Origin of the sequence: Metabacillus sp. Hm71 (assembly GCF_051842955.2) — a bacterium.
Classification (GTDB): Bacteria; Bacillota; Bacilli; order Bacillales; family Bacillaceae; genus Metabacillus.
Genome location: NZ_CM200278.1, coordinates 664,683 through 688,564 on the forward strand (window position 1 = coordinate 664,683; position 23,882 = coordinate 688,564).

Annotated in this window: 24 protein-coding genes and 1 pseudogene; 13 read left to right on the plus strand and 12 right to left on the minus strand. The window is 36.0% G+C overall.

Annotated elements, in window-relative coordinates; all coding sequences use genetic code 11:
• Positions 1-386: 386 nt before the first annotated feature.
• Positions 387-1,373 (minus strand): DUF3231 family protein, encoded by a 987-nt coding sequence (locus ACSVDH_RS03410; RefSeq protein WP_439253402.1) that lies wholly within the window; start codon positions 1,371-1,373, stop codon positions 387-389.
• A gap of 296 nt (positions 1,374-1,669) precedes the next feature.
• Here ACSVDH_RS03410 and ACSVDH_RS03415 point away from each other — a divergent pair, with 296 nt between their 5' ends.
• A complete protein-coding gene (locus tag ACSVDH_RS03415) occupies positions 1,670-2,140 on the plus strand; it encodes an MFS transporter (protein ID WP_518618270.1) in 471 nt (156 codons plus the stop codon).
• Here the strand turns inward: ACSVDH_RS03415 and ACSVDH_RS03420 are convergent.
• Positions 2,061-2,288, minus strand: a pseudogene (locus ACSVDH_RS03420) (hypothetical protein); the annotation flags it as partial. The gene ACSVDH_RS03415 and the pseudogene ACSVDH_RS03420 overlap by 80 nt on opposite strands.
• Before the next feature lie 25 nt (positions 2,289-2,313).
• Positions 2,314-2,775: a CBO0543 family protein gene (locus ACSVDH_RS03425; RefSeq protein ID WP_439253399.1), complete on the minus strand. Its 462-nt coding sequence runs from the start codon at positions 2,773-2,775 to the stop codon at positions 2,314-2,316.
• Between the two features lie 325 nt (positions 2,776-3,100).
• On the opposite strand from ACSVDH_RS03425, the gene ACSVDH_RS03430 reads away from it, so the two are divergent.
• On the plus strand, positions 3,101-3,670 hold the full coding sequence (locus tag ACSVDH_RS03430) for a dihydrofolate reductase family protein (RefSeq protein WP_439253398.1): 570 nt from the start codon (positions 3,101-3,103) through the stop codon (positions 3,668-3,670).
• Between the two features lie 265 nt (positions 3,671-3,935).
• Positions 3,936-4,343, plus strand: coding sequence for an RDD family protein (locus tag ACSVDH_RS03435; protein WP_439253396.1), 408 nt, complete (start codon positions 3,936-3,938; stop codon positions 4,341-4,343).
• Between the two features lie 259 nt (positions 4,344-4,602).
• On the opposite strand, the gene ACSVDH_RS03440 is transcribed toward ACSVDH_RS03435, so the two are convergent.
• The 3 genes from ACSVDH_RS03440 to ACSVDH_RS03450 form a co-directional block, all read right to left on the minus strand.
• On the minus strand, positions 4,603-5,037 hold the full coding sequence (locus ACSVDH_RS03440) for a DoxX family protein (protein ID WP_439253395.1): 435 nt from the start codon (positions 5,035-5,037) through the stop codon (positions 4,603-4,605).
• A 90-nt stretch (positions 5,038-5,127) separates the two neighbouring features.
• Positions 5,128-5,781, minus strand: a complete 654-nt coding sequence (locus tag ACSVDH_RS03445; protein WP_439253394.1) for a Vat family streptogramin A O-acetyltransferase — start codon at positions 5,779-5,781, stop codon at positions 5,128-5,130.
• Positions 5,782-5,919: 138 nt separating this feature from the next.
• Positions 5,920-6,417, minus strand: a complete 498-nt coding sequence (locus ACSVDH_RS03450; RefSeq protein WP_439253393.1) for a DUF6022 family protein — start codon at positions 6,415-6,417, stop codon at positions 5,920-5,922.
• A 613-nt stretch (positions 6,418-7,030) separates the two neighbouring features.
• On the opposite strand from ACSVDH_RS03450, the gene ACSVDH_RS03455 reads away from it, so the two are divergent.
• From ACSVDH_RS03455 to ACSVDH_RS03470, 4 genes are all read left to right on the plus strand, one after another.
• Positions 7,031-8,116 (plus strand): glycerophosphodiester phosphodiesterase, encoded by a 1,086-nt coding sequence (locus ACSVDH_RS03455; RefSeq protein ID WP_439253392.1) that lies wholly within the window; start codon positions 7,031-7,033, stop codon positions 8,114-8,116.
• A gap of 410 nt (positions 8,117-8,526) precedes the next feature.
• On the plus strand, positions 8,527-9,519 hold the full coding sequence (locus ACSVDH_RS03460; protein ID WP_439253390.1) for a DnaD domain-containing protein: 993 nt from the start codon (positions 8,527-8,529) through the stop codon (positions 9,517-9,519).
• Complete coding sequence (locus ACSVDH_RS03465; protein ID WP_439253389.1) at positions 9,519-10,763, plus strand: replicative DNA helicase; 1,245 nt, start codon at positions 9,519-9,521, stop codon at positions 10,761-10,763. The genes ACSVDH_RS03460 and ACSVDH_RS03465 overlap by 1 nt, the downstream gene beginning before the upstream one ends.
• 69 nt (positions 10,764-10,832) lie before the next feature.
• Positions 10,833-11,297: a hypothetical protein gene (locus ACSVDH_RS03470; RefSeq protein ID WP_439253388.1), complete on the plus strand. Its 465-nt coding sequence runs from the start codon at positions 10,833-10,835 to the stop codon at positions 11,295-11,297.
• A gap of 151 nt (positions 11,298-11,448) precedes the next feature.
• Here ACSVDH_RS03470 and ACSVDH_RS03475 read toward each other — a convergent pair whose 3' ends face one another.
• Entirely contained in the window at positions 11,449-11,589 is a 141-nt protein-coding gene (locus ACSVDH_RS03475) for a hypothetical protein (RefSeq protein ID WP_439253387.1), read from the minus strand.
• Between the two features lie 329 nt (positions 11,590-11,918).
• Positions 11,919-12,347, minus strand: coding sequence for a cell wall hydrolase (locus ACSVDH_RS03480; RefSeq protein WP_439253386.1), 429 nt, complete (start codon positions 12,345-12,347; stop codon positions 11,919-11,921).
• A gap of 525 nt (positions 12,348-12,872) precedes the next feature.
• Between ACSVDH_RS03480 and ACSVDH_RS03485 the strand changes: the two genes are divergently transcribed.
• Positions 12,873-13,367, plus strand: a complete 495-nt coding sequence (locus ACSVDH_RS03485) for a cysteine hydrolase family protein (protein WP_439253384.1) — start codon at positions 12,873-12,875, stop codon at positions 13,365-13,367.
• 388 nt (positions 13,368-13,755) lie between these two features.
• Here ACSVDH_RS03485 and ACSVDH_RS03490 read toward each other — a convergent pair whose 3' ends face one another.
• On the minus strand, positions 13,756-14,583 hold the full coding sequence (locus ACSVDH_RS03490; protein ID WP_439253382.1) for an alpha/beta fold hydrolase: 828 nt from the start codon (positions 14,581-14,583) through the stop codon (positions 13,756-13,758).
• 148 nt (positions 14,584-14,731) lie between these two features.
• Between ACSVDH_RS03490 and ACSVDH_RS03495 the strand changes: the two genes are divergently transcribed.
• Positions 14,732-15,205 carry an Lrp/AsnC family transcriptional regulator gene (locus ACSVDH_RS03495; RefSeq protein WP_439253381.1) on the plus strand — a complete coding sequence of 158 codons (474 nt, stop codon included), beginning with the start codon at positions 14,732-14,734 and terminating at the stop codon, positions 15,203-15,205.
• Positions 15,206-15,554: 349 nt separating this feature from the next.
• Here the strand turns inward: ACSVDH_RS03495 and ACSVDH_RS03500 are convergent, their stop codons facing one another.
• Together ACSVDH_RS03500 and ACSVDH_RS03505 are read right to left on the minus strand one after the other, a co-directional pair.
• Positions 15,555-16,175, minus strand: coding sequence for an NAD(P)-dependent oxidoreductase (locus ACSVDH_RS03500; protein WP_439253380.1), 621 nt, complete (start codon positions 16,173-16,175; stop codon positions 15,555-15,557).
• Positions 16,176-16,534: 359 nt separating this feature from the next.
• Positions 16,535-17,725 carry a MalY/PatB family protein gene (locus ACSVDH_RS03505; protein ID WP_439253379.1) on the minus strand — a complete coding sequence of 397 codons (1,191 nt, stop codon included), beginning with the start codon at positions 17,723-17,725 and terminating at the stop codon, positions 16,535-16,537.
• A gap of 707 nt (positions 17,726-18,432) precedes the next feature.
• Here ACSVDH_RS03505 and ACSVDH_RS03510 point away from each other — a divergent pair.
• From ACSVDH_RS03510 to ACSVDH_RS03520, 3 genes are all read left to right on the plus strand, one after another.
• Entirely contained in the window at positions 18,433-18,711 is a 279-nt protein-coding gene (locus ACSVDH_RS03510; protein ID WP_439253378.1) for a YciI family protein, read from the plus strand.
• Between the two features lie 328 nt (positions 18,712-19,039).
• Positions 19,040-19,903 carry an AraC family transcriptional regulator gene (locus ACSVDH_RS03515; protein WP_439253377.1) on the plus strand — a complete coding sequence of 288 codons (864 nt, stop codon included), beginning with the start codon at positions 19,040-19,042 and terminating at the stop codon, positions 19,901-19,903.
• Between the two features lie 350 nt (positions 19,904-20,253).
• Positions 20,254-20,577 carry a hypothetical protein gene (locus ACSVDH_RS03520; protein ID WP_439253376.1) on the plus strand — a complete coding sequence of 108 codons (324 nt, stop codon included), beginning with the start codon at positions 20,254-20,256 and terminating at the stop codon, positions 20,575-20,577.
• 219 nt (positions 20,578-20,796) lie between these two features.
• Here the strand turns inward: ACSVDH_RS03520 and ACSVDH_RS03525 are convergent, their stop codons facing one another.
• A complete protein-coding gene (locus tag ACSVDH_RS03525; RefSeq protein WP_439253375.1) occupies positions 20,797-21,588 on the minus strand; it encodes a histidinol-phosphatase HisJ family protein in 792 nt (263 codons plus the stop codon).
• Positions 21,589-21,776: 188 nt separating this feature from the next.
• On the opposite strand from ACSVDH_RS03525, the gene ACSVDH_RS03530 reads away from it, so the two are divergent.
• On the plus strand, positions 21,777-23,840 hold the full coding sequence (locus ACSVDH_RS03530; RefSeq protein ID WP_439253374.1) for a BglG family transcription antiterminator: 2,064 nt from the start codon (positions 21,777-21,779) through the stop codon (positions 23,838-23,840).
• Positions 23,841-23,882 lie beyond the last annotated feature (42 nt).

Genomic DNA, 23,882 nt, shown 5'->3' on the forward strand with positions numbered 1-23,882 from the left:
ATATTACGAAAAAAATAGAATGTACTGAATCGTGTGCATAGTACAGAGTCCACTTTAAAGCGAAAGGGGGCGTAGAAATATGGCACGACGTAAGAACGAGCTAACCATAAAAGAATTTGCACAGTTAAAAGGATCGATCTGTTCATCGCTTGTGTGAACTAGTTATTATAGGATCTTGTTCAACGATCTGGCCATATTGTTGAGTAAGTGATTGGATAAAACCTCAATTATCATGTAGCTAATAGAATCTGAAAAAAGAGAAAACGCTGATTCACAAGCGATGATGAATACTCTGAATAAATGATAATAAATAAACAAACGCCAATCCCTTGATCAATGGTTTTGGCGTTTTTGTTATAGTGCTGTTAAGTTAGGGTCAATGAAATTCAAGGTCTTTGAAATGCTCCAGGGGGTTTTTCCATCCAACCTCTGTCAACCATTATGTTAAATCCATCTTCCGCATATGCCATTACTTCAGTCAAGATTTTGGAATAATTAGCAGTTAAATCTCTTCTCATTGAAACAGACAAAGCATGTCCAAAATACGTAAAACTCGTAGCATTTAGTGTAGTAATCAAAAACATGATTAATTTTTCTGAAAATGGAGATACCTTTGAGTCTGTCACCTCCATTTCAACAGGAACCGTCCCCAACAAATCTTCTTCTTTCAAAAGGTTGTTCAAATAATTAATTTGCTTATTAGCTAAATCCTTTCCTCTTTTTAGGTACTGTTTGATTTCTTTATCGTCCACCACTTGAATTAAGCCATATAATAAGAGTATTCCAAAATAATTTCTTTCAATATTAAAAAAAACCTCGGTAAGCTCCATAGAATTTATCGGTCTACGCTCACCAAACCACCCTGTCAAGAAAGATTGTTTTTCGATAAATTCAACTTTTTGAGGATAAGGGATTTTGGGGGGGCGGTCATAAATACCTTTTGATAACATACAGCGTACTGACTTCGTATAAAGTTCATTCGATGAATGAAGAATTTGAGAAAACAGTTCAAGTACATCATCTCGTGCAACGTTTGAAGTAAGGATTCCGTAATTTAACAAGCCAATTCTGCTCATACCATATACAAAACTTAACGCATACAAATCATCAAATAGTGCAGGTGCTGAAAAGTTAACATCGATGTCCGAAAATCCCTGAGGGATCGGAAACTTTTCTTTTTTAAATATATTTTTCATTTTTTCCATGTGCGTGTGAGAAAAGTTTAAAGCCTCATTTACAATTGGAATGATTTCTTCATCTTTGAGATGTTGTAAAAAATGCTTAAAAAAACAAATAGATGCACTATCGTAAATATATGTACTCCACAAGCTCGCAATCTCTGTAGATGATAACTTGATGTTGGGATTTTCCATTAGCCACTATCACCCTTCCATACAGAACAGTTTTTTTTAGAATTAGATATTTTTATTCATTTTATTCCTATGGTTACACCTAACAGTAAATTATGTTTTTATATGGGGCATAAGCTAATAGAACGGGTATTAATATAAATGAAATTTTCTTATATCAGAAACGGGCGATTTCTATTAAGATCGCTTCTTTTTTATGACTCCTAGTGAATATATATGTAAAAATAATGTTATATGGGGGATGTATGGAGATACAAGGGAGAGCAAATTTAAGTGTTGGTTGGATCACTTTATTTCTAATGGGTACTGACTTATTTGTGGTGTCTCCGTTATTACCGTTCATTTCGGAAGCATATAAGGTTAGTCCAGAGACGACTGGATGGATGGTAACTGTTTTTGCGGTTACCTATGCCTTTTCGGCGCCATTCTTTGGTTGGCTGTCAGATAAAAAGGGACGGAGAACAATTATTACGTTTGGTTTATTATTGTTCGCTATTTCTAACACACTAACTGCTTTTGCTCTTTCATTTTCATGGCTAATTGTTAGCCGTATTTTAGCTGGTTTGTCCGTTGCTTCAATCACTCCGATGATATACGTAATCATTGGAGATATTGCGCCACCAAATCGGAGAGGAACATGGCTTTCGATTGTAGTTTCAGGACACTTATCGGCTCTTTGGGCAGGAGCGCCAAACAAGGATAGAACATCAGCCATTGATAATCAATTACTTTTGTTGCTTCATTTATTTCTCCTAAAAAACTATACATGATAGCTTTGTTAAACGAACTCATTACGTTTATAAGTAATTCTAAAAATATAAAAACAATACCTTTAAAAAGGTGACCATTAAGAAGTTGACCAAAACCGGGAAGAGCAATGCTCCAAAGTATAGCTTCTAATTTATTTGTTTTTTTCATGTAATCAACCTTAATTTTGGTTTATTTAATTTTCTTCTATTTTTTTAACTAACCAATGTAAAGCTCTAATTGTAAATAATGTAAAATTGATACTGCCGAATGTGTGAAAGATTGACCATTTCTTCCAATTAAATAATTTACTGTTTTTTTCAAAATACCATTGAAAGATACTCATTGGTACACTCCAAGTAAGGCTTTTCAATAAAATTTTTGGGATATTATCGTTATAAGTTTGCTTAACCCATATAACACTTAAAAGAGGAAAAAATAACATATCGTAAAGAATATTTGTACTAAAAATTTTGGGAAATGGACGAACTGGATAGCTAATTCTCTTAGTATTCACTACGTATGCATCAATTAGAGTAGACAATATACCTTTTGAGAAAAAGATAATTAGCATTTCTTTTAATTTTGGCTTTTTTACTACAAAGGGGAATCCTAAAAGACATAATGCAAATAGTCCTCTAACCATTAATTTTTCCACATTACAACATCCTTTTCTTTTTCTGTTATTATCTACAATTAATAGGAATAATTATTAATGGGTTATTTAGGAAAAAGCATATTATCTTGATATCCAGTCTTTAAGAAAAGTGCGCACTTGTAGAACAAGGCGTTCTTTTTTATTCTGGAATTAGTGATTGTGCGAAGTATTAATTAGATGGTTATGATGAAATAAGGGGGGGATTTAGCACCAAGCTGCTTTTAAGGAAGGTCTTTTCTTTTACAGAATAATAAGATAAATAATGAAAATATAAAAAAACTTGACGGGAGAAACAATATCTAAATGATTAAAGGGAGGAAGAATTATGTCCAATAACGCAAGACCAAGAAGAATAATTTTAGATTTAGCAGTTACTTTAGATGGTTTTATTGAAGGGAAAAATGGGGAAGTTGATTGGTGCATCATGGACTCTGAGATGGGGTTTATTAATTTCTTGAATCAAATTGATACTATTTTGTATGGAAGAAAAAGCTACGATTTATGGGGACAATTTACTCCAGAAATTGAAGATACTGATACAGAAAAAGAAATTTGGGAATTAGTTCATAGTAAAGAAAAATATGTGTTTTCCAGAACGCAAAAAGGGACTGATAATAAAGCAATATTCATAAATGATAATATTCTTGAAGAAGTAAATAAATTAAAGAATAAGCCTGGAAAAGACATCTGGCTATATGGTGGAGCAAGTCTTATTACAACTTTTATCAAATTAGGGCTTGTTGATGAATTTAGATTATCTGTTCACCCTGTTATTTTGGGAGAAGGAAAACCGTTGTTTATCGATATAAAACAGAGATTAAATTTAAAAATGGTTAATACAAGAACGTTCTCTTCTGGCGTTGTGCAACTAATCTATCATTTGAATGGGAATTAATAATATTGCACACTTCAAAGATAAACTACAATAAATATCATTAGGAAATACACGATCGTAATTGTAACTTCTTAAACGATCGGGCGTATTCCTTAAGTAAGTTGTCTCCTTTTCGAACTTGGTCTTTAGAAGAATAGAGTCATTTCATATAGAGATTCCTATTTAATTCCAATGAAAAAGGTGGGTGTTATATTATTCCTGTATGCAATTTTAAGGAAAAACATTAAAATATGAACAATACTATTAGAAAGGTTGAATAAACAACATGAAACACAAAGCAGCAGGATTTTGGATTCGGTTAGGATCAATTATTATTGATGGATTATTACTTATACCACTTTATCTTATTTGTATGTTACTAGGTGTATCTGACATTGCAACAGAAATATTTGTAAATAGCATTAATTTTTTATATTATCTGATTATCCCTGTGATATGGTCAGGTTTTACAGTTGGTAAAAGAGTGGTAGGGATTAAAATTGTACGTACAGATGGCAAAAAAGTAGGAATTGATACAACATTGAAACGTTACATTTTAGCTTCGCTTGTTTATGTTGTAACACTTGGAATTGCCTTCATTATTAGTGCATGTATGATTGGATTAAGAAAAGATAAACGATCTATACATGATCTCATTGCAGGAACTCAAGTAATCTATACATCTAAAAATTAATCAGTCAGGAAATTACAAAGAGCTATTACTATGTAGCTCTTTTGTGATTGTTAAGAAAGATAGTCCTTTAAATAAACATGTTCTATTTCATATACATCAAAAATAAATCTGCTAACGGGAAACCATAGTTCAATAAATCTAAACCTTTTATTCTATAATTGGATGCTGCTCCATAAAAAAGACCGCCGGGAACCAGGCGGTTGGGAATTTATTCTTCCATCTTACAAATTTCTCTTATGTCCACAATAGTCTATAACTGCTATCGAGCTAAAATAACAGCTGTAAAAAATATGATTTGTAAAATCGTTCGAGAGAAAAGAGGAGTACTTGGTCTTCCGCCAATGGTGATCCCTTTTCGTGCAGCGCGAATGTTAGCTGGGAACATAACAACAAGTAAGAATGCCAAACCGACTGAAGCAAAACTTGAAGTGATAGGAATCAACAGACCTATTGCGCCAGCGATTTCGAATATTCCAGTAATGGTCACGATGAGACCTGGTTTTGGCAGAGCTGGAGGCACCATTTTGATAAGATCTGGACGTCTCTTTCCCCAATGAGCCGATGCCGTAAATAAAAACATTAGAGCAACAGCGATTCGTAAAGAAGTTTCCCAACTATCAAAATAAGAAAGTCCGAAAAAACCGGTCAAGCGAAAAATCAAGAATGATCCAATTAATAGGATAAATGGAGCCATTCGTATTTCCTCCTTTATTGAAAACCTTTGGTAATCATTAAAAACAAAATAACGGCAGGTAATAAAGTATTCTCGGAAGTTGTTACTATGTCATATTTTATTTTTTAAATTCCTTAGATTCTCTATATCTCCATTTACGATCACATCAATATGAGCAGAAATCATATCAATATCTAAATCCCACCATTTAATTTCTTGCAATTCGTTAATAATTTCTTCTGAGAAACGATGTTTAAGTTTCTTTGCAGGATTTCCCCCAACGATCGTGTAAGGTTCCACATCTTGCGTAATAACGGATTTGGCTGCTACAATTGCACCGTTCCCTATTTTTATTCCAGGCATAATGACAGTATCCATCCCAATCCATACATCATTTCCAATTATGGTATCACCTTTAAACGGCAACTGATCTAACGTTGGCGTATATTTCTCCCAACCGTGTCCGAAAATATTGAACGGGTAGGTTGAAAAACCATCCATTCTATGATTAGCTCCATTCATAATAAACGTTACACCGGGTGCTATGGCACAAAATTTCCCTATAATCAGTCTGTCTCCGAAGAACTCGTAGTGATATAACACTTGATCTTCAAAGGATTCACCATTTCTTGCATCGTAATATGAGTATTCACCCACAATAATGTTTGGTCTAGTAGTTGTATTTTTAATAAATTGCACAACATGATTTCCTTCAATCGGATATTTAGCTTTAGGATTTGGCCCATGTTGCTTATTTGATTCCATACAGATCTACTTCCTTTCAGGTTTTAAAATAAAATTAGTCCTGTCTTATTGCATTCTTCAGCGAACCAAATGGCATCCTCCGGCCCGGCAACAATAAAAGAGGGGCAGGAACTTAGGATTCGGAAAATCAGACTCTGATCATGACAAGTTCTCTTCTAGTTGAATAATTTTTTTAATGATTTCTTCTCGTTTCATTTCTTCTAAAGGAAGAAACCTTGGCGGCGATGGCAAATTAAACTCAATATGTGAATGAGATAGCTCAAACAGCAGAGTTCCTATCTTTTCTTTATATTGATTTTCAATCACAATCCAAAACACGCGCTTTTCATGATGAGGTGTGCCCCATTTAGCCTTTTCCATTGAATTTCTAAAGTGTAGACACTCTCCAATAACAAAGTCATCCTCTTTCGTTTTTTCTGTAGAACGAAATCCATTTTCTTTTATTAGTTTCCAAATTGGCGGAAGAAGTTTATCTAAATACATGCCGTATGTTGCATCTTCATATTCCGGAAATAGCTGTTCAAGCTCTTTGATATTCCTGTTCAGTACGTCCTTCCAGTGATCTTTTATATAAGTGAAAAGTACTTCTCCTAACTCATAGATGGTCATCTGCGGTTGAATATTTACTGTTGTCATATGAATCCCTCCATATTTTTTTATCTTACAAATCAAGCTTACAACATTAAAGCCAATTCTAAAGTTTTTAGTAAAAACAACTGAATTTACAATGCCTAATTTGATAAACTTTACATATAGTTACAGTTATTAAATATAGGAGTGTGCTCATTGAAAAAAATAAGACCTATCGGTATTGCTAAAAAATTAAATATTAGTACAAGCACTTCTTCACAATGAGTTGCGCTTTTTCAAAATCGGTCTTATACAAATTTCTGCTGAGGTAAATGATTGGATAGAAACTCCTAAATTCAAAATCAATTAAAGGATTTATCATTTTAATAAATAAATTGGGATTGACCTTGATTTTATGGCACAAGTTGATCCAAACCTTTTTTCACTTCATTGTACAAATAAATGATTTTACTTATCTATTCTTAATAAGAATTAAATTATTTGGTTTAAATAGTACAATTAAACTTCTCCCTATAAATAGTTTCGTTTCCCAACATTGTCTATGAAAGTTGAATTTTACCTTTCTTTTTCTTTATTCTAACTTAACACCTACGTTAATGAGGATTTACATTTTCTATTTATTCTAATAAAGTACTAGATTCAAAAAGGAGTGAATTAGGTGAAAAAGAAAAAGATTTTAGCTGCAGCGATTGCTGCACTTATGATGTGTTCGGTACAGCCTGCTTTGGCTGCTGATAAGGAGTCGGATAGGAGCTTTGGTCCGAGTACGTTTGACCTTCAGGCACATCGCGGGGGAATGGGACTCACTGTCGAGTCTACCATTGCATCGTTCTCACATGCGCTTGAAATGGGGGTGAGCACGCTTGAGCTTGATGTGCAAATTACAGAGGACAACCAGGCAGTTGTCACACATGATCGCAAAATATCAGGTAGAAATTGTAAGGATACGAGCCCAGCATTTCCTGGCGATCCAGAGTTCCCTTACGTTGGCAAGTACATAAAGGACCTCACTCTTGCTCAAATCCGTACGATGGACTGTGGCACAACTACCAAGCCTGAGTACCCAGAACAGCAATCGAGTCCAGGTGCTAAAATGCCGTTGCTGAGCGAGGTTTTCGACCTTGTGAATCGCTACAAAGCCAAGAAGGTTTGGATGAACATCGAGACAAAGGTAGAGGCAGGAGCACCGTGGGAAACAGCTCCACGTGAAGAGTTCGTGCAAATAGTCGCTCGTCACGTTCGAGAAGCAGGAATGCTTGACCGCGTATCCATTCAAAGCTTCGACTGGGGCTCACTCATGCGTATGAAAGAGGTAGAGCCGCGTTTGCCTGTCGTTGCACTAACCAATGGTCCGCAATTCTTACAGCCAGGCCAACCGGGAGCTTCACCGTGGCTGGGTGGAATCGATATTGATGACTTCGATGGAGATCTTGTGGCAGCAGCTAAATCGTTTGGCGCCGACGCAATTTCACCTGTTCATGGCTTTCCGCAAAACGGTAAAATAACTGACGAGAACTACGTCCCTTATGTAACTAGAGAAATGGTAGAGGATGCGCATAAGGCCGGCATGAAGGTTATTCCGTGGACAATCAACGATAAGGCCACAATGAATAAGGTAATTGACGACGGAGTCGACGGAATCATCACCGACTACCCAGACCGTCTACGTGAGGTCATGGAGGAGCGGGGATTCAAGTTGCCTAAGGGATATAAGTTATCGGAAAGTGAGAAGTTAAATAGTTAAGGATTATATGATTCTATTAAAGCTTTATTAGTAAAAAACTATTTATTCAGTTTAAACCTTAAATCTTCAGTGTATGAAACCAGGTTTACCCAATAAAAAATAGGGACTGTATCAGAAGCATGGTATAGTCCCTTTTTCATTTTCTCTGCAATTATCAAATTCCTCTCAAAACCTATATTCATATATTTGACCTCCCATAACGTCCGACTTTTAATCCATTAAACCATATTTCTATAATGACAACAGATCCATGCTGAAGCGCATGGAAATGGAGTTAAGTACCACAAAAATAAACTTTCGCAAAATATTACAATTTTGTGAAAAACATCAAATTGACGCTACTCTTCTCTTCACTTTTCCCTATATATACTATGAAAAGAATATTCATAGAAGAAAGGTAGTGGTTAAAGATGGCAAAATATCGAATCGTGCGTACTGATTTTTGGAAGAATCCGCTTGTTTCAGAAGAGATGACTCCTGAGGACAAGTATTTTTACCTCTATCTGCTTACGAATCCACATACGACTCAAACAGGAATCTATAGAATTACGAAAAAACAAATGGCGTTTGATTTGGGCTATTCGATTGAGAGTGTTCATTCGTTAATGGAACGATTCACCAGGCATCTCAAGTTGATTCGTTACAATCCTGAAACAAGAGAACTCGCGATTAAAAACTGGGGGAAGGATAACCTGCATAAAGGCGGAAAACCGGTCATGGATTGTATCCTGTCTGAATTAAAAGAAGTCGAGGATACTTCGCTTATTTCATATGTGTCCGAGACCATTCTTAAAGAGGAAATTCGCAGCCTATATGATTCTTTTTGCAAACCAGATCTTGAGAAGGAAGTTAGCAACCAAGTTGTAGATGATACATATCCAGATACGAAATGTAATGAAGTTGACAATCCTTTCATGTCTCGTCATACGATACGGGCACAAAAAGAAAAAGAAGAAGAAAAAGAAAAACAAAAACAACAACAAAAAGAAAAAGCTTTTAACCCAAATATAGAGAATAATCCAGACATCGAGGATCAATCACAAAATCAAAAAACGAAAGACGTTCAAGAAATTATTAAGTTTTGGGACAATAATGGATTTGGTTTTTCTAACATGAATGCGAAAGAGCAGCTGTTAGCTTGGTTGAATGATTCTAGCTTTTTGCAGCCTAAAGACGTGATCTTAAAAGCCATGGCAATTGCATGTGCCAATAACAAGCGAAGGCTGAACTATGTCGTTGGCATTCTTAAAAATTGGGAAAATGAATCGTTACTGACCGCCAACGAAATTGATGCTTATCAGGAGGAGCAAAACCGTGTACATAAACAATCAACCAAATCGTTTCCTGGTGGACGAGATATTCCAAGTGAATTTGAACTTGATCTAACGGCAGGTGAAGAGTGATGAGTATTGCCGAAAAAGTGTACTTAGGAAGCTTGATGAAGGCGGAGTACCTGCTCAAGGATACCGTTATTCAACCTGAACATCTGGAAAGTACACGGCATAAAGAATTAATGCGCAGAATGGTTGAGTTAAACCGTGCGGGTAGGAATATTGATTTAATCACATTGACAACTTTACCCGACCTTGATTCATTTGGCGGCATGTCTTATCTTTCAGAGTTGTTATCGTTTGCTGATCTTGAGAGATTTGAAGGAATCGAGAGGCTCATTCTTGATCTTTGGAAGAATCGGGAAAAGAGAAACATTTTAACAGTTGCAACCAATAATGATTGGGAGATTCCAAAGGTCATTGCCGAATTGGATAAAATTAACCAAACGAAGATGGATGATCACACGTCCCTACAACAAGCGTTAACAAATATCTTTGAGGCCCCTTGGGAAGATCAAAATATCTTGAAAAGTGCAACAACGGGTATTAAAAAGCTCGACGAAGTAACAGGCGGCTTTCAAGATGGGGAAGTGACGATTGTAGCGGCAAGACCATCAATGGGAAAAACCGACGTCATGCTTCATTTTGCTAAAATGTCGGGGTGGGCTGGGTATTTGCCGCTTGTCTTTTCCTTGGAAATGCCTGAAAAGCTAATAACAAGTCGATTAATTGCCTCAACGGGGGGCTTCAACCGTAGAAAAATGCGGGATCCGAAAAGAATGCTATCTGAGAATCAAAAGAATAAATGGTCAGATGTAATTGGTGAGCTCAATGAAACTCATATGCAAATTTTTGATGGTGCTGGACAAACGATCGCTGAGATGAGAGCAAAAACGCGAAAATTGATCAATCAATTTCCATACAAAAAACCGATCATTTTTATCGATTACTTAACACTTATCCGCTCTAGTGAATCTTACGGAGGGAATGCCCATTTACAAGTGACGGAAATATCCAAATCGATCAAAACGATGGCAAAGGATTTTAATTGTCCAGTCGTATGCTTGGCACAGCTAAATCGATCGGTGGAATCAAGAGCCAATAAACGGCCGATGATGTCAGATATTCGGGAATCGGGCAGTGTGGAACAGGACGCCGATGTCATTTTGTTCTTGTATCGTGAAGCTTATTATGACAAGGAAACTCAGGATCGTTCCCTAGAAATCATTGTTTCGAAAAACCGAAATGGTCCAGTCGGAACCATCGCAGTAAATTATAACGAGTATACAGGAAAGATTGAAGAGAAAAAGGAATAGAGTCTTGTCCTTGAATAGACTTATGAAAAAAGAGGAATGGCGATAAAATTGATAATGAGGTGTTATCACGTGATTGTGAAAGATCTTTACTTGGAATGTATACGTTTAGAAGAATCCACATTAGCCCATTACATCTATCATTTACTAGAAGAGCAGAAACTTTCATTGGATGACAGTATATTCAGCATAGACCTTGATCAAGCCGATCATCAGAAAGTAGCGGAATTGATTGAAAAGAATGTATTAAGTTTTCATAAGGTTGGCATTTACTCGCTGAAGATGAACAAGAATGATTTTGTCTTTATTTTTGCTAGAAGCCAGCAACAGGCCATCCAATTCTACACTGAAACATTTTATCAAGCCCCATTGAATTGCCACGAATATTTGCTTGATTTCGAACTTGCAAGGGGAAATGAGGTGATTTCGTTTCGGGACCTAAGGAAGGAATTTGAGAGTTTTCCGGCAATAGCAGGGTATTTTAACCAAACTGATATTGAAGTAGAAGCGGTTCAATTGAATGATCCATCCGCATGAACAAATTTATTTGTCAGAGGTGTAGTGTAGAAATAAAAGATATTAGGGAGAAAAACAATAAAACTTTTATGTATTGTTTTTCTCCAACAATTGAGTATTAGAAGCAATTAAGGAGATTACATGCATCACCGTTTGGGGAGCAGAATCTGATCTATTTTCGTTTAGGCTCCTGTATCGATACATCTTTGGGTCGTTTTGGATATAATGCCTTGCCTGAATCGTTTGGCCCAGTAAGGTCATTTCGTTGATCTAGAACCTTCTTAGTATACTCAATAGGATTTTGATTTGTCATGCTTACCACCTCCATTAATAGGATTGGTAAAAAGTAAGCTTCAATGACAGGTAATTTTTCCATGGCGGGTTAAACTTAATTTTCTTCTGTCGATTACGTTTTATTATAGTGAAAAGGACTGTTATTTTTCATTAACTAAACTGTAAACAAGCTAATTATATGGTGGGTAGATACTCCAAAGGAATTTTTCTTTTATTCGGAATTCCTTTATCAGAGGAAAGCCGACTTAATGTAAGACAACTGTGAAAGCATCAGTAAGTTTACTAAGTTTAGTTTCAATAATCAATGAAAAAACGATCTTGATCGATGAATTCTATCTTCTTATTGTGTTAAAACGTGTTATAAACATTTTGACATGTTTCAGCTGTTGGTTCATAAAAACAGTGAAGTTTGTAACGAGCCACAAAAGGTTGATTGTACCACTGTGGAGGACAATCACCTGGGGGTCTAAAATACCATAAACTAAATCTTGCAGGCCAAAATCTTTCACCATTAATCACTCGACGTGCTAAACGCTTCTCCTTTTCCCTTGCCCCTTGATAGAAATAACCATGTGTAACGGCTTCAAATGCATGTGGTTGAAAGATCATTTCCCGGATAGTACGGATCCCTTTAAAGTCGGAACAATTTGCTCTTACTCGATTAATTCCTACATTCCCAACGAGTAACATTCCTTTTATCCCTTCACCTTCAGCTTCAGCCCTAAGTAATCTTGCCAAAAGGTTAATATCTGCACTTGTAGCCTTAACAACTGACATGACTTCACCCCCATTGTATTTTACACTTTATAATATTGTTTTTTAGTTAGACTAATTACCTTTGTTTCTGGTACTGTGGGTAATTCTAATCCTTTTTTTCTATAATATCTTATAAAAATTGGTTTAAATTCTGATGGATCGGTAATTATATAAATTTAAAATCCATCTAAAACATATTTATACGAACGAAACAGGTTAGTAAAAAAAGAGATGTTAATTTTTACAACATCTCCTTTGCTTATCATTCCTTTTGATTTTAAGACTCTAATTCATATTTTAGATATAACAGAATGGGACGCTTTAGTTGAAGAGCGGAGATTGTTGCCGCTGTTAAGTGACAATAAAGTTGATTAAATACAAATAAAATTGTTACATTTACAATAAAGATGTTTAAAAACGTAAGCCATGTTATTCATTTAAAAGGGCCATTATGTGGAGGATCTTTTCTAAAAGAATATAAGGGAAATTTTTATGATATTGTAAAGTAAATTAATTATTTCAAAAGGTATGAGGAGAATAATAATTATGGAAAATACCGCATTGGTAATTATTGACTTGCAAATTGGTGTTCAGCCTGAAAATGTTCCACTTTATAACTTAACAAATGTATTAAATGGGGTTAATCAAAGAATTAGTTTATTTAGAGAAAAAAACAATCCTATAATTTTTGTTCAACATAATGATAGTGATTTGGTTCTTAATTCTCCGGAATGGAAACTGTTTCCGGAACTAGATGCTAAAGATAAAGATATCTATATCAACAAAACACATGCAAACTCATTTTACAAGACTGATTTGAATGAACAACTTGGCAAATTAAATATAAATAAACTTGAAATTTGTGGTGCACAAACTGAATATTGTGTAGATACAACTATTAGAATGGCTCATGGATTAGGATATAAATTATTTATGAAAAAGGGTTTAACAACCACTCTTAACAGTGAGCTTCTAGGAGCTAAAACGATCATTGAGCATCATGAGAATCTCTGGAATAAAAGATTTTTAACCTTTTTATAAAACAGAATTGCTTTTATCAAAATGATAGTCCTTAACAAACAACATGCTACGAAGGTGATAAAATTTTTTTGGTATTTAAAATAAGGGTTCCACTCTAGCTAATAGGTAGCTATCATCAATTAAATTAATATCTTAAGCAAACGGGCGCGATTGCTGAATAATGAGCAGACTTTTTTACTAAATCGATCGGAATAGTTCTATAAATGACTAGATATAAATAATTAAGAAACCCAGCTAATCTTCTCGTTTGAAGGTAGCTGGGTTTTAAAAGTTGGATGTGCAAAATAACACTTAAAATATGCGCAAATTATCTGTCAAAGTGACATCCTCATTTCACTGGACAATTTGGAAGAATCCACTTATTTCATTCGCACATGGACACTTTTACTTATTTCGATTGCAGGAATTCGAGCACGGCGCTCAGGAATTCGGCTTGATACTCCACATTCGACAGGTGAACTGCGGGCAGTATGACGAGCTTCGCGTTCGGCACCGTTTCGGCGATCAATTCGCCGTGGCTGGGAAGCGTCACTGTATCATACTGGCCAGCAATAACTAGTGTCGGACTGCTGATAAGAGCGACAGTCCGGCGCATATCCATGTCACGGATCGCAGCCCAGCTTCCTGCAATTCCCTGAGCACGAGTAGCAAGTACCATCTTGCGAAACGACGTGACGAGCGCGTTCTCCGACTCTAGCATATGCGAAGGGAACCAGTTCTTCATGAACATATCGGCGAGTTCGGTCAGGTTCTCTGGTTGCAGCACAGAAGCGATTAGGCCCTCCCATTGCTCGGCCGGCCCCAGGTAGGAGGAGGTATTGCTCAGAATCAGCCGATCGATCCGCTCAGGAGCGTAGATGCCGAGCCACTGTCCGATGACACCGCCTAGTGATAGCCCGAGGAAATGCACACGGTCGATGTGAAGCGCGTCAAGCAGTTCGATTACATCCCGTCCTAGTCTGTCGAACGAATACGGACCGGCGGGCGTATCCGAGTCGCCATGCCCCCGATAGTCGTAGCGAAGCACGCGGAAATGCTTTGATAATTCAGCTAGCTGGCCATCCCACATGTTCATCGAGGTGGCGATGGAGTTCGCAAGCATCAATACCGGCTTACTGGCTGATCCATCGATTCGATAAGCAATCCGAACTCCATCACCGGTCGTGAAAAAGTTTAACCCATCAGTCGCTCTAGTTTCGTTTAATGTCTTTGTCATATTTCTCATTCTCCTTTACTGTTTGTTAGTGACATTTTATTAGAGATAACATACAATTTAAATAAGATTATTAAGGAGTATTGGGGAGAAAAACTTAATTATTTATTTGTTTCAAGTTAATAACTTTAAAAAATGAGGTGATATGATTATGGATCAAATTGATTATAAAATCTTGTCGGTGCTACACGATAATGCCCGGATTCCCATTTCCGAGATAAGCCGAATGATCGCGATGTCGCAGCCGGCTGTAACTGAGAGACTTCGGAAGCTGGAGGAGCAAGGGGTTATAACGGGCTATCGGGCCAAGCTTTCTCCACATAAGCTTGGCAAGCATACAACCGCATTCGTTTTGTTTAAAACCAATAATTGCAAGGATTTCCTTGCTTTCAGCGAAACGTCCTCTGAGATTGTCGATCTTTACAGAATCAGCGGGGAGTATAATTATTTGATGAAGGTATTGACCGAAACGACCGAATCGCTAGCCAAATTCCTTGATTCTTGTAACGCATTCGGATTTTCAACGCCCTTAATTGTTCTCTCCAAGACATTTGAGGATAAAAGTCTTGTAGCAAGCAATGTAGTATCGAACGGTATTTCATTGGTCAGCCAGAACCAATCGTGAGAGGGATGTGAGACTAACCAGAAAAATGAATCAAAAAATACCATACCCTTATTAAAGTAACGGGTAACTTATGTAGGTGCTATTACCTTATATAACGATATTCCGCAATCGGGCGCGATTGTTGTATAACCTTTAGATTTAAACGACTTTATTGTTTTATTTTTAGTATAGAAAAAGTGTTTTACATAAAATTTAAACAACTTTATTTAACACCGTCCACATTTACGGACGGTGTTATACGAGTTTATAGCATTGAAATTAAACAACTTTATTATCGTCGATCAGCCGCATCTCATTTTCTGTTTAAACAAACGATTTAATCCAATATGAAAGTAGTATAAGATTATTATTAGTAGGCGATACCTACACGTGATTTTATATAATCGCTTGTTTTAATCTGTCTAAATGTAAATTCTGCTGTATCCGGTACGGATATTTCAACTCCGCCCTCCGGCAAAAAATTTCGGTCTATTCGATATTTGCCTACCCTTTCTCCATCAGGCAAATACGTAGGACAGACAATCGTCCAATCGAGGGTTGATTGTTTGAGCATATCGTAAACTTTATGATGTTCTTTCGCTGCACGGGTTGACTTTCGCTTTGATTCACTTGATTGATAACGCAGAGAATTTGGCGTGGTTCTACTTTGCAGGATACCTGCAGTTCCTATCGTTATGATTCGTTTTATCCCTTCGTTTTCCATTGCTTCGATAATAAGTGGCATACTTTCTGATAGAGTGGTTGTGCCATCCGTATTTAGTGCGCTAATAACTATATCACTCCCATGCATGGCACGTACGATATCATCTTTATTTAAAACATTCCCTTGAATAATGGTTAAATTTTCATGATTTATTTGAATCTTCTCTGGAGTACGAACTAATACAGTAACATGATGTCTGTCATACAGGGCATAAGTAACGATATGACTTCCAACTCGTCCAGTTGCACCTAAAAGCAAAATATTCATAAGAATGATCCTCCTATTGCAAATACTAATATTTTACTATAAGTCAACAAAATATAACAAAATATTATGATCGTTTCTTTTGCTGAATTATAAGAAAAGCGCAAGCGCCTTGATCAGCCTAGGGCAAATAAGACGCTCATGAATAGAAGGCGTTCTTTGCCTTCAATTCATGAGTGGCTAGACCCTAGAGGGGCTAGGCGCTGGAGCTAGACACTAAAACTAAGTACAAAATTTTATACTTCTTATCTTTAAAAAAACTGTAGGCAAATCCATTTTTCATTGGATTTGTCTACAGTCTAAAAGCCCGTTACCATGTAAGAAGAAAACAATTGAGACCAAATGTGGTTTCATCTACATGACTAATTGATATCCTCAAATTCTCTAGCGATTCTTTCAAATGCTTCTTTGATTATCGGCCTTGGCGATGGAATACAAATTCTTTGATGTTGTAATCCTTCTTCTCCAAACATACTGCCATCTTCTAATAGTACATTCGCTTTGTTATAGATGCGATCATGGACTTCTTCTGGTGAAATGCCATATTCGCTAAAATCCATCCACAAGATATACGTTCCTTCTGGAATTCTCACTTTCACTTTCGGCATTTTTTCTGCTAAGAAATTGACAGCCCATTCCATAGTGCCGTCAATGTATTCTTTCAGTTGCTCTAACCAATCTTCCCCTTCATTGTATACTGCTATGAGAGCGGATATTGTAAATGGCGAAGCTAATTGAAAGCCCATTTCTTTACTGAATATTTCTCTTAGCTCTGGATTGGGGATAACCGCATTTGTACAATGGAGACCTGCTACATTAAATGTTTTGTTAATAGCGGTTAACGTGATAATATGATCAGCATTATCCACAACTTTTGCGATTGGTATAAAGGTTTGATCACGTCTAATTAAATCGCCGTGTATTTCGTCCGCTACGATAAGGACTCCATTTTCCGCACAAATATCAGATAATTTCTTGAGCTCATTCACATTAAAAATTCTTCCTGTAGGATTATGAGGGTTACACAAAATAAACATTTTCGTCTTTTCTTCTTTTGCTTTTGCTTCGAAATCCTCAAAATCGATAGAATAATACCCACCCTCATCATATGTAAGAGCATTATTCCTTACTGTTCTGCTATTACCTTCTATCGCAGAAGTAAAAGGCGGGTAAACTGGCCGTTGGATAATGATTCCATCACCTGGTTTGGTAAGAGCTCTTACGGCAATATTCAATGCATGGACCGTTCCAGGACTATAGATGATTTCTTCCTTCTTGATCTCCCAATCATGTCTCTTTTTAAACCAATGCTGAATCGCTTCATAGTACTCATTAGGAAAGATTGAATAGCCAAAAATTTTATGATCGACGGTTTTATGTAAAGCATCAATCAAGGCTTGGGGTACGGGTAAATCCATGTCCGCCGTAAATAATGGCAAGGTCTCTTCATCATATCTTTTAGTAAAACCAATTTCTCTAAGGAACTCTCCGCCATCCCATTTTACCGAAAAGGTCCCTCTCCGATTGACAATTTCATCAAAGTTATATTTCACGTAATCCAACCTTTCCATTTTTTTATTTTCTTACCTTCTTTATCATAAAACCTACCATATTCATTTACTATTTTCTATTAAATCGTCTTTCGCCATATGGAATATTTTATATCTCATTGTAAATTCTGCGAGTAAAAAGGAATGGTTATATGGAGAAGGCTTAACATTCATCAAAATCTCAGAGCTATGACTCCCTGTGTATTTAAGTGTTACATTGCCGGGGATCAGGCCTCGACTTTTTCCATAAAAAGAAGGCTTCGTGCCTCGAAAGACAAACGTTTTCAATCAGTCTGAAGGGTTAGTGGTGATACTTTGTCTACACACTGGACCAATCATTAAATGTAAAAACTATTATTTTTGGCTAAACGCAATTTTTAACCCTATTAGAGTTTGTTTAATATTTGCTAATATATTATTAAATCGAAGTGAGTTCATCATTAATAAATACAATATATTTTAAATATTTCCTTCATTAAAGCGTTACCAAATAAATGTTGACATTAAATGTATATGGTATTTACCATATAAAAAAATTTACATTTTTCTAAATCTCTTAAATTTAAGAGGTTAGAGGAGAAAAAGGGTTCTGATTGCAGCTTATCCTATGTTATGGACTAGGGAAGAAGCAGTCAAGTGTCTCCGAGTATTTAATTTATTTACAATAGATTATTTATATTAAACTTTAAAACAGAAAGGTTGAATGACAAATGAAGTACTTTGCTGTTTTTTTACCAATGTTGAATCTAGAGAAGAGTCAAGAATACCGCGCTCAGCATCTTGATTTCTTACAACAGAAGCGCGAGGAAGGGAAAATATTTGCAAATGGTCGTTTTAGTGACAATTCTGGAGGACTAGTAATTTATCGAGTTTCTTCAATTGAAGAAGTCGAGGAGATTGTAAGACAAGATCCTTATGTCATTCATAAAGCAAGAGATTTTGAAATACACGAGTGGGAAATGGTTTGTGATGCAACGCTGCCTTACTAACTAATTTAATAGACAGGGAATTAGTATGATTATAGCATTTATTGGTTTAGGTAATATGGGATTACCAATGTGGAAAAATCAGTGAATGTTTGATATATTGTTTTCAATAAATTCACCAAATAATTAATGTGTTCATAAAAAGGCATTTAAAATTAATACTGCTACTTTGAGGCTGTCCCAAGTACTTACTATTGGAGATAGCCTTTTTTATTTTTGAGAAAAAGGGAATATTTGCTGTCAATAATGGAATCCGATATATGTTGTGTGAAAAAAGTCGAGCATCGTTAAAACAGCTTATGTATGATGTAGATATGAAAGGAGGGAGATCATGCTGCACGAATTAAATCAAGTAATTGACTATATTGAAGATCATTTAACCAATAATCTATCTCTTGAAGTAATTTCTGAATATGCTGGGGTTTCTGATTATCACTTTAGAAAGATATTTTTTTATCTTTCAGGATTGACACTTAGTGAATATATCAAAAATAGAAAATTGTCGGAAGCAAATAAGGATTTATTACAAGGAGAAACAGTAACGGATGTCGCTTTTAAATATGGTTATCAGTCAATTGATGGTTTTACTAGAGCATTTAAAAAATGGAGTGGATTTTTACCATCAGATGTAATAAAAACAGGCATTAGTAAATCATTTCCCAAACTTTCATTCACCATAACCGTCAAGGGAGGAATTCCTATGGAATTTAGAATTGAAGACAAACCAGCGTTTAATATTGTTGGTGTAAGTAAACGTGTTCCTATGCAATTTGAAGGTGTTAATAACGAGATTGTAAAGCTTGCACAAAGTATCACAGACGAGCAAAAAGAAGAAATGCATTCTCTTCAAAATATAGAGCCATGTGAAATTGTCAATGCTTCTTATGAGGCTGATGCTAATTTCCTAAAAGAAGAAGGTGAGTTAACACATTTGATAGGCGTTTTAACGACTAAAAATCAAGTAAGTGATAAATTAGACAAAGTTCCAGTTGATGCCTATACTTGGGCGATATTTCCGAATGAGGGACCATTCCCTACTACATTGCAAGAAACGATGGCCAAAACATATTCAGAATGGCTTCCTTCTTCCGGCTATGAAGTAATCAATGCTCCTGCGTTTTCTTTTACTAAAATGAATGAACATAAAAAAGATTACGCTTATAGTGAAGTTTGGATACCTGTTCGGAAGAAATAAGATGCAAAATCAACAAGTGAAACAAACAATCGTACCTTATTTCATGGTACTAAGTGCATCACAATTTTATTGAATTCACCAAGAAAGTTTTTCAATCTGAAGTATAGGATACTTTCTTATTTTCCATTAACAGGTGCGTTGATCCAAGAAGGATTAACGCTTTTTTATGTTGAAGTTATTCTACTTTCTGAGTTTAATTAGAGTTGAATTTTTTTGGTACATCTTTGCAAATATTAATATCTAATTTTGAAACTTATATCATATTTATACGTATTAATAAGAAACATAAATAAAAAGGATGTTAAATACGAAGTAACTAAAGCATCCCCAAACAAAAAAGGTGGTTATGAATGAACAGACAAACAGTCAAAATGTTAAAGTGGATATCCGGTGGTATTGAAGCGTTTCTAGGTATACCCATCATAGGTGGAAGTATTATTATCGGCTTGGGTTGGACTCCATTATTAGTGATGCTTGTTTTTCATATCGTCGTATTGGTCCTTTCAAATAAAGTTGGCGTTAAAGCATACGGGAATATTCTCGGAATTGTCACGTCAGCGATCGGATGGATTCCTTTTGTCGGAATGATTATGCACATTTTATCGGCGGTATTCATTCTTCTGGATGCAGCACGTAAGGAGAAGAAATCTGACATTATTGAAATGAGCAAATAAATGAAAAGCCCCGATTAAATCCATCGGGGTCTATTTTTGTTTCCCTAAATCTCCGTAATGCCTTCTTTATCGCAAATGCCTTATCCTCTTTACCCTCAATCGGAGTAAATCTTTTTCTTCGAGAGCAAAAAAATCATATGAAGATGAAAAATACCTAACCTGTCAGGATAAGTACTGCTTTCAGTCATACTGATTAAAACGAATCAATAGTGGCTCACATTATTTTATTTTTATAGGAATTGGCTTCCTCTTGTCAAAACTATAAATATAGTCAAATCCGCATTCCTTGGCTAGTGAATAGGCATCACGCAGTTTTGCTCCTACTGATTCCGCTTTGTGTGAGTCTGATCCAATCGTTAGAATTTCGCCTCCAAGTGTTTTGTAAAGCTTTAGAATATCTAGAGATGGCATGGTTTGGTTTAATTGTGTTCGCAGTCCGGATGTATTGATTTCCATTCCTATATTTCGATCAATCGCTTTTTTTATGATTTGTTCAATGATTTCTTGATAATCATGAAAAGAATAGATCCCGTATTCTTTATAGGCATAGCGTTTTATTAAATCGAAATGGGCAATGACGTCGATATCCGCTGTTGCCACCATTTGATAAAGTTCTTCGAAATATATGGTATGGGCATGCAGGTTGTGCTTCTTGAGGGACAGTCTGAGCTTTTGGTTGTTTAGATTATGAACGGATCCTAAAATAAAGTCTAAGTTTAGTGATTTTAGCGTTTGCTCATATTGATCCTTTAAAAGATGCGGCTCACAAAGTTCTATGCCCATCTTAATTGAAATGTGCTGGCCGTATTTTTCCTGGCAGTATTGGATATCATTCTTATATTTTGTAAAGTCCATATGCCCATAGGTAGGTGCTAACGGATTGACAGAAAAATGCTCTGTAAAGCAAATCTCTTTTATATGATTCTTGATTGCTTGGATACATACTTCTTCCATCATCGCAGTGGAGTCAAAGGAATGATTGGTATGGTGATGAAAATCCATTAAATACATAGTATTTCTCCCTTTTCCTTTTTTCTATTAACTATAGTGAAACGATTCTCTCTTGTCCATAATCGAACAAGGATAAGTCCAATAGAGGGATGAGTACAATTTTGTCAGATCACTCTAACATCTTTTGTTCCCAATCGATAATCTTAATGAAAGCGTTTTATTATATGATGATGACAGGAGGTAAAGCAATGATGATTGAAAAACGTCCCGCAGTTTTGCTGAACTACCTTTTAAAAGTAAAACATACAACGATGAATCAGGTGATGGAAAATACTCAATTAACAAAACGGCAAATTTCTTATGATCTGGAGAAAGTCAATCATTGGTTGAAAGAAAGAGCTCTACCTGCTATTCCATACAGGGGTGTTCAATATCTTGAGATCCCGAAAGAGGTTGAGGATTATTTTCGGAAGAAGGAAAACAATGGCCAAGAAGGCAGCTTTATTTTAACGGAAGAGGAACGATTGATTTTTATCAATCTCTATCTGTTTATACGGCAAGAGCCAATATCATCGGTTCATTTGACGCAGCTTTTACAAGTAAGCAAGAACACCGTTATATCCGATGTTAAAAAGGCGAATGAAATGAATCAGCCCTACTTGGTCGAAATTCGTTATTCCAGACAGAAAGGGTATCATCTTGCAGGAACAGAGTTTGATAAACGAATTCTTATCATGTATTACTTATCACAGCTTTTGCAAGTTCCATACTTTGAAAAACTGATGAATTACTTGTTAAAAGATCGAACTGGGTACATGGGTGTTAATGAAATCCACCGTATTCTTCTACAAATCGAAGCACAGTTTGACCTGCATTTTGTGGAGGAACGGATTAAACAGTTTGCTTATTTTCTTCTATTCTATTTCTTTCGTCAAAAAGAAGGAAAGCTGGTTCAGTTTCATTCTGATGAAATGGATTTATTAAAAAAAGACCCGATATGGAAGGTGTCTAAAGCATTAATGCAGATGCTCCAATTTAAGGAAGAAGAAACAGAGCTTTGTTACTTCACGATCCAATTGCTTGGTTTGTCTTTAGGGAGAAGTTCTATACAAGACATGGGCCGGGACTTGCTTTTTAAATTATGTGAACAGCTTGTCTTTGATTTTGAATCCAAAGCTTGTATTGCGTTTGAAAAAAAGGACGAAGTGATTCACACATTATATCAGCATGTAAAGCCGGCTTATTTTCGGATGAAATACCGCATTCCTATTAACAATCCGCTGCTTAAGCAAATTAAGAGTGAGCATAAAGAGCTTTTTACGATTGTAAAAGAACTGCTTCTGCCGATTGGCTCCTTATTAAGCATCACGATTCCTGAGGAGGAAATAGGGTTTATCACGATTCATTTTGGCGCAATGTTAGAAAAACCAAAGAAAGAAATGCCGAAAAAGAAACGGGCGATTGTCGTTTGCCCAAGTGGAATAAGCTCCTCACTGATGGTTAAACATCAGTTGGAATCGCTTTTTTCAGAGATTACGGTAGAGAAGACCTTGTCGATTCAGGAGTTTCAAAAAGAAAGTGTAGATTCATATGACCTCCTCTTTACCACAGTGGAGCTGGAGACAACACTTCCATGCTTTTATGTTAAGACGATCATGACACCGAATGAAAAGAATAACTTAGTGACTCAAGTGTATCAGCGTCTTTTTGGGATTCAATACCATGACATTTCATTAAATGAACTTATCCAAACGATTGAAAAATTCGCCAATGTTTATGATGGAAAAGGTTTAAGGAATGCATTAAGCCAAATAACGTTTCATAAAAAAGCAATTGTTCAGAGGGGGAAACAACCAGTGTTAAACGAGCTTTTAAAAGAAGAAACTGTTCAAATTGTTGAACAGCTTTCTGATTGGGAGGAGGCTGTTAAAGTAGCAGCAAATCCATTGCTGGCAACAGGAGCCATCAAGTCTTCCTATATTGAAGCGATGATTGAAAATATCAAGACTTTGGGTCCATATGTTGTGATTGGTCCTGAAGTGGCCATTCCGCATGCACGGCCTGAAGCGGGAGTCAATCAAGTGGGGATGAGCTTTTTAAAGCTTAATAAGCCAGTTTATTTTCTAAATGATGAAAAGTATCCGGTGCGTTTGTTGTTTTGCATCGCAGCGATTGATAATACGACTCATCTTAAAGCACTTTCACAATTGACGAAACTTCTTAGTGAAAAGAATAATGTTGATCTATTAAAAGAAGTGGATTCCATTGAAAAGATTAAGGAATTATTTAATCAATATTCTGCAGTAGTTTAGTAGATATTTTTAATACACATAAATGACCAAATTATTAGGGGG

Excerpts from the sequence above, each read along its gene's own strand:
- ACSVDH_RS03410 (WP_439253402.1), bottom strand. The coding sequence starts at position 1,373 with ATGGAAAATCCCAACATCAAGTTATCATCTACAGAGATTGCGAGCTTG.
- ACSVDH_RS03415 (WP_518618270.1), top strand. The coding sequence starts at position 1,670 with ATGGGTACTGACTTATTTGTGGTGTCTCCGTTATTACCGTTCATTTCG.
- ACSVDH_RS03430 (WP_439253398.1), top strand. The coding sequence starts at position 3,101 with ATGTCCAATAACGCAAGACCAAGAAGAATAATTTTAGATTTAGCAGTT.
- ACSVDH_RS03435 (WP_439253396.1), top strand. The coding sequence starts at position 3,936 with ATGAAACACAAAGCAGCAGGATTTTGGATTCGGTTAGGATCAATTATT.
- ACSVDH_RS03440 (WP_439253395.1), bottom strand. The coding sequence starts at position 5,037 with ATGGCTCCATTTATCCTATTAATTGGATCATTCTTGATTTTTCGCTTG.
- ACSVDH_RS03445 (WP_439253394.1), bottom strand. The coding sequence starts at position 5,781 with ATGGAATCAAATAAGCAACATGGGCCAAATCCTAAAGCTAAATATCCG.
- ACSVDH_RS03450 (WP_439253393.1), bottom strand. The coding sequence starts at position 6,417 with ATGACAACAGTAAATATTCAACCGCAGATGACCATCTATGAGTTAGGA.
- ACSVDH_RS03460 (WP_439253390.1), top strand. The coding sequence starts at position 8,527 with ATGGCAAAATATCGAATCGTGCGTACTGATTTTTGGAAGAATCCGCTT.
- ACSVDH_RS03465 (WP_439253389.1), top strand. The coding sequence starts at position 9,519 with ATGAGTATTGCCGAAAAAGTGTACTTAGGAAGCTTGATGAAGGCGGAG.
- ACSVDH_RS03475 (WP_439253387.1), bottom strand. The coding sequence starts at position 11,589 with ATGACAAATCAAAATCCTATTGAGTATACTAAGAAGGTTCTAGATCAA.
- ACSVDH_RS03480 (WP_439253386.1), bottom strand. The coding sequence starts at position 12,347 with ATGTCAGTTGTTAAGGCTACAAGTGCAGATATTAACCTTTTGGCAAGA.
- ACSVDH_RS03485 (WP_439253384.1), top strand. The coding sequence starts at position 12,873 with ATGGAAAATACCGCATTGGTAATTATTGACTTGCAAATTGGTGTTCAG.
- ACSVDH_RS03490 (WP_439253382.1), bottom strand. The coding sequence starts at position 14,583 with ATGACAAAGACATTAAACGAAACTAGAGCGACTGATGGGTTAAACTTT.
- ACSVDH_RS03495 (WP_439253381.1), top strand. The coding sequence starts at position 14,732 with ATGGATCAAATTGATTATAAAATCTTGTCGGTGCTACACGATAATGCC.
- ACSVDH_RS03500 (WP_439253380.1), bottom strand. The coding sequence starts at position 16,175 with ATGAATATTTTGCTTTTAGGTGCAACTGGACGAGTTGGAAGTCATATC.
- ACSVDH_RS03510 (WP_439253378.1), top strand. The coding sequence starts at position 18,433 with ATGAAGTACTTTGCTGTTTTTTTACCAATGTTGAATCTAGAGAAGAGT.
- ACSVDH_RS03515 (WP_439253377.1), top strand. The coding sequence starts at position 19,040 with ATGCTGCACGAATTAAATCAAGTAATTGACTATATTGAAGATCATTTA.
- ACSVDH_RS03520 (WP_439253376.1), top strand. The coding sequence starts at position 20,254 with ATGAACAGACAAACAGTCAAAATGTTAAAGTGGATATCCGGTGGTATT.
- ACSVDH_RS03525 (WP_439253375.1), bottom strand. The coding sequence starts at position 21,588 with ATGTATTTAATGGATTTTCATCACCATACCAATCATTCCTTTGACTCC.
- ACSVDH_RS03530 (WP_439253374.1), top strand. The coding sequence starts at position 21,777 with ATGATGATTGAAAAACGTCCCGCAGTTTTGCTGAACTACCTTTTAAAA.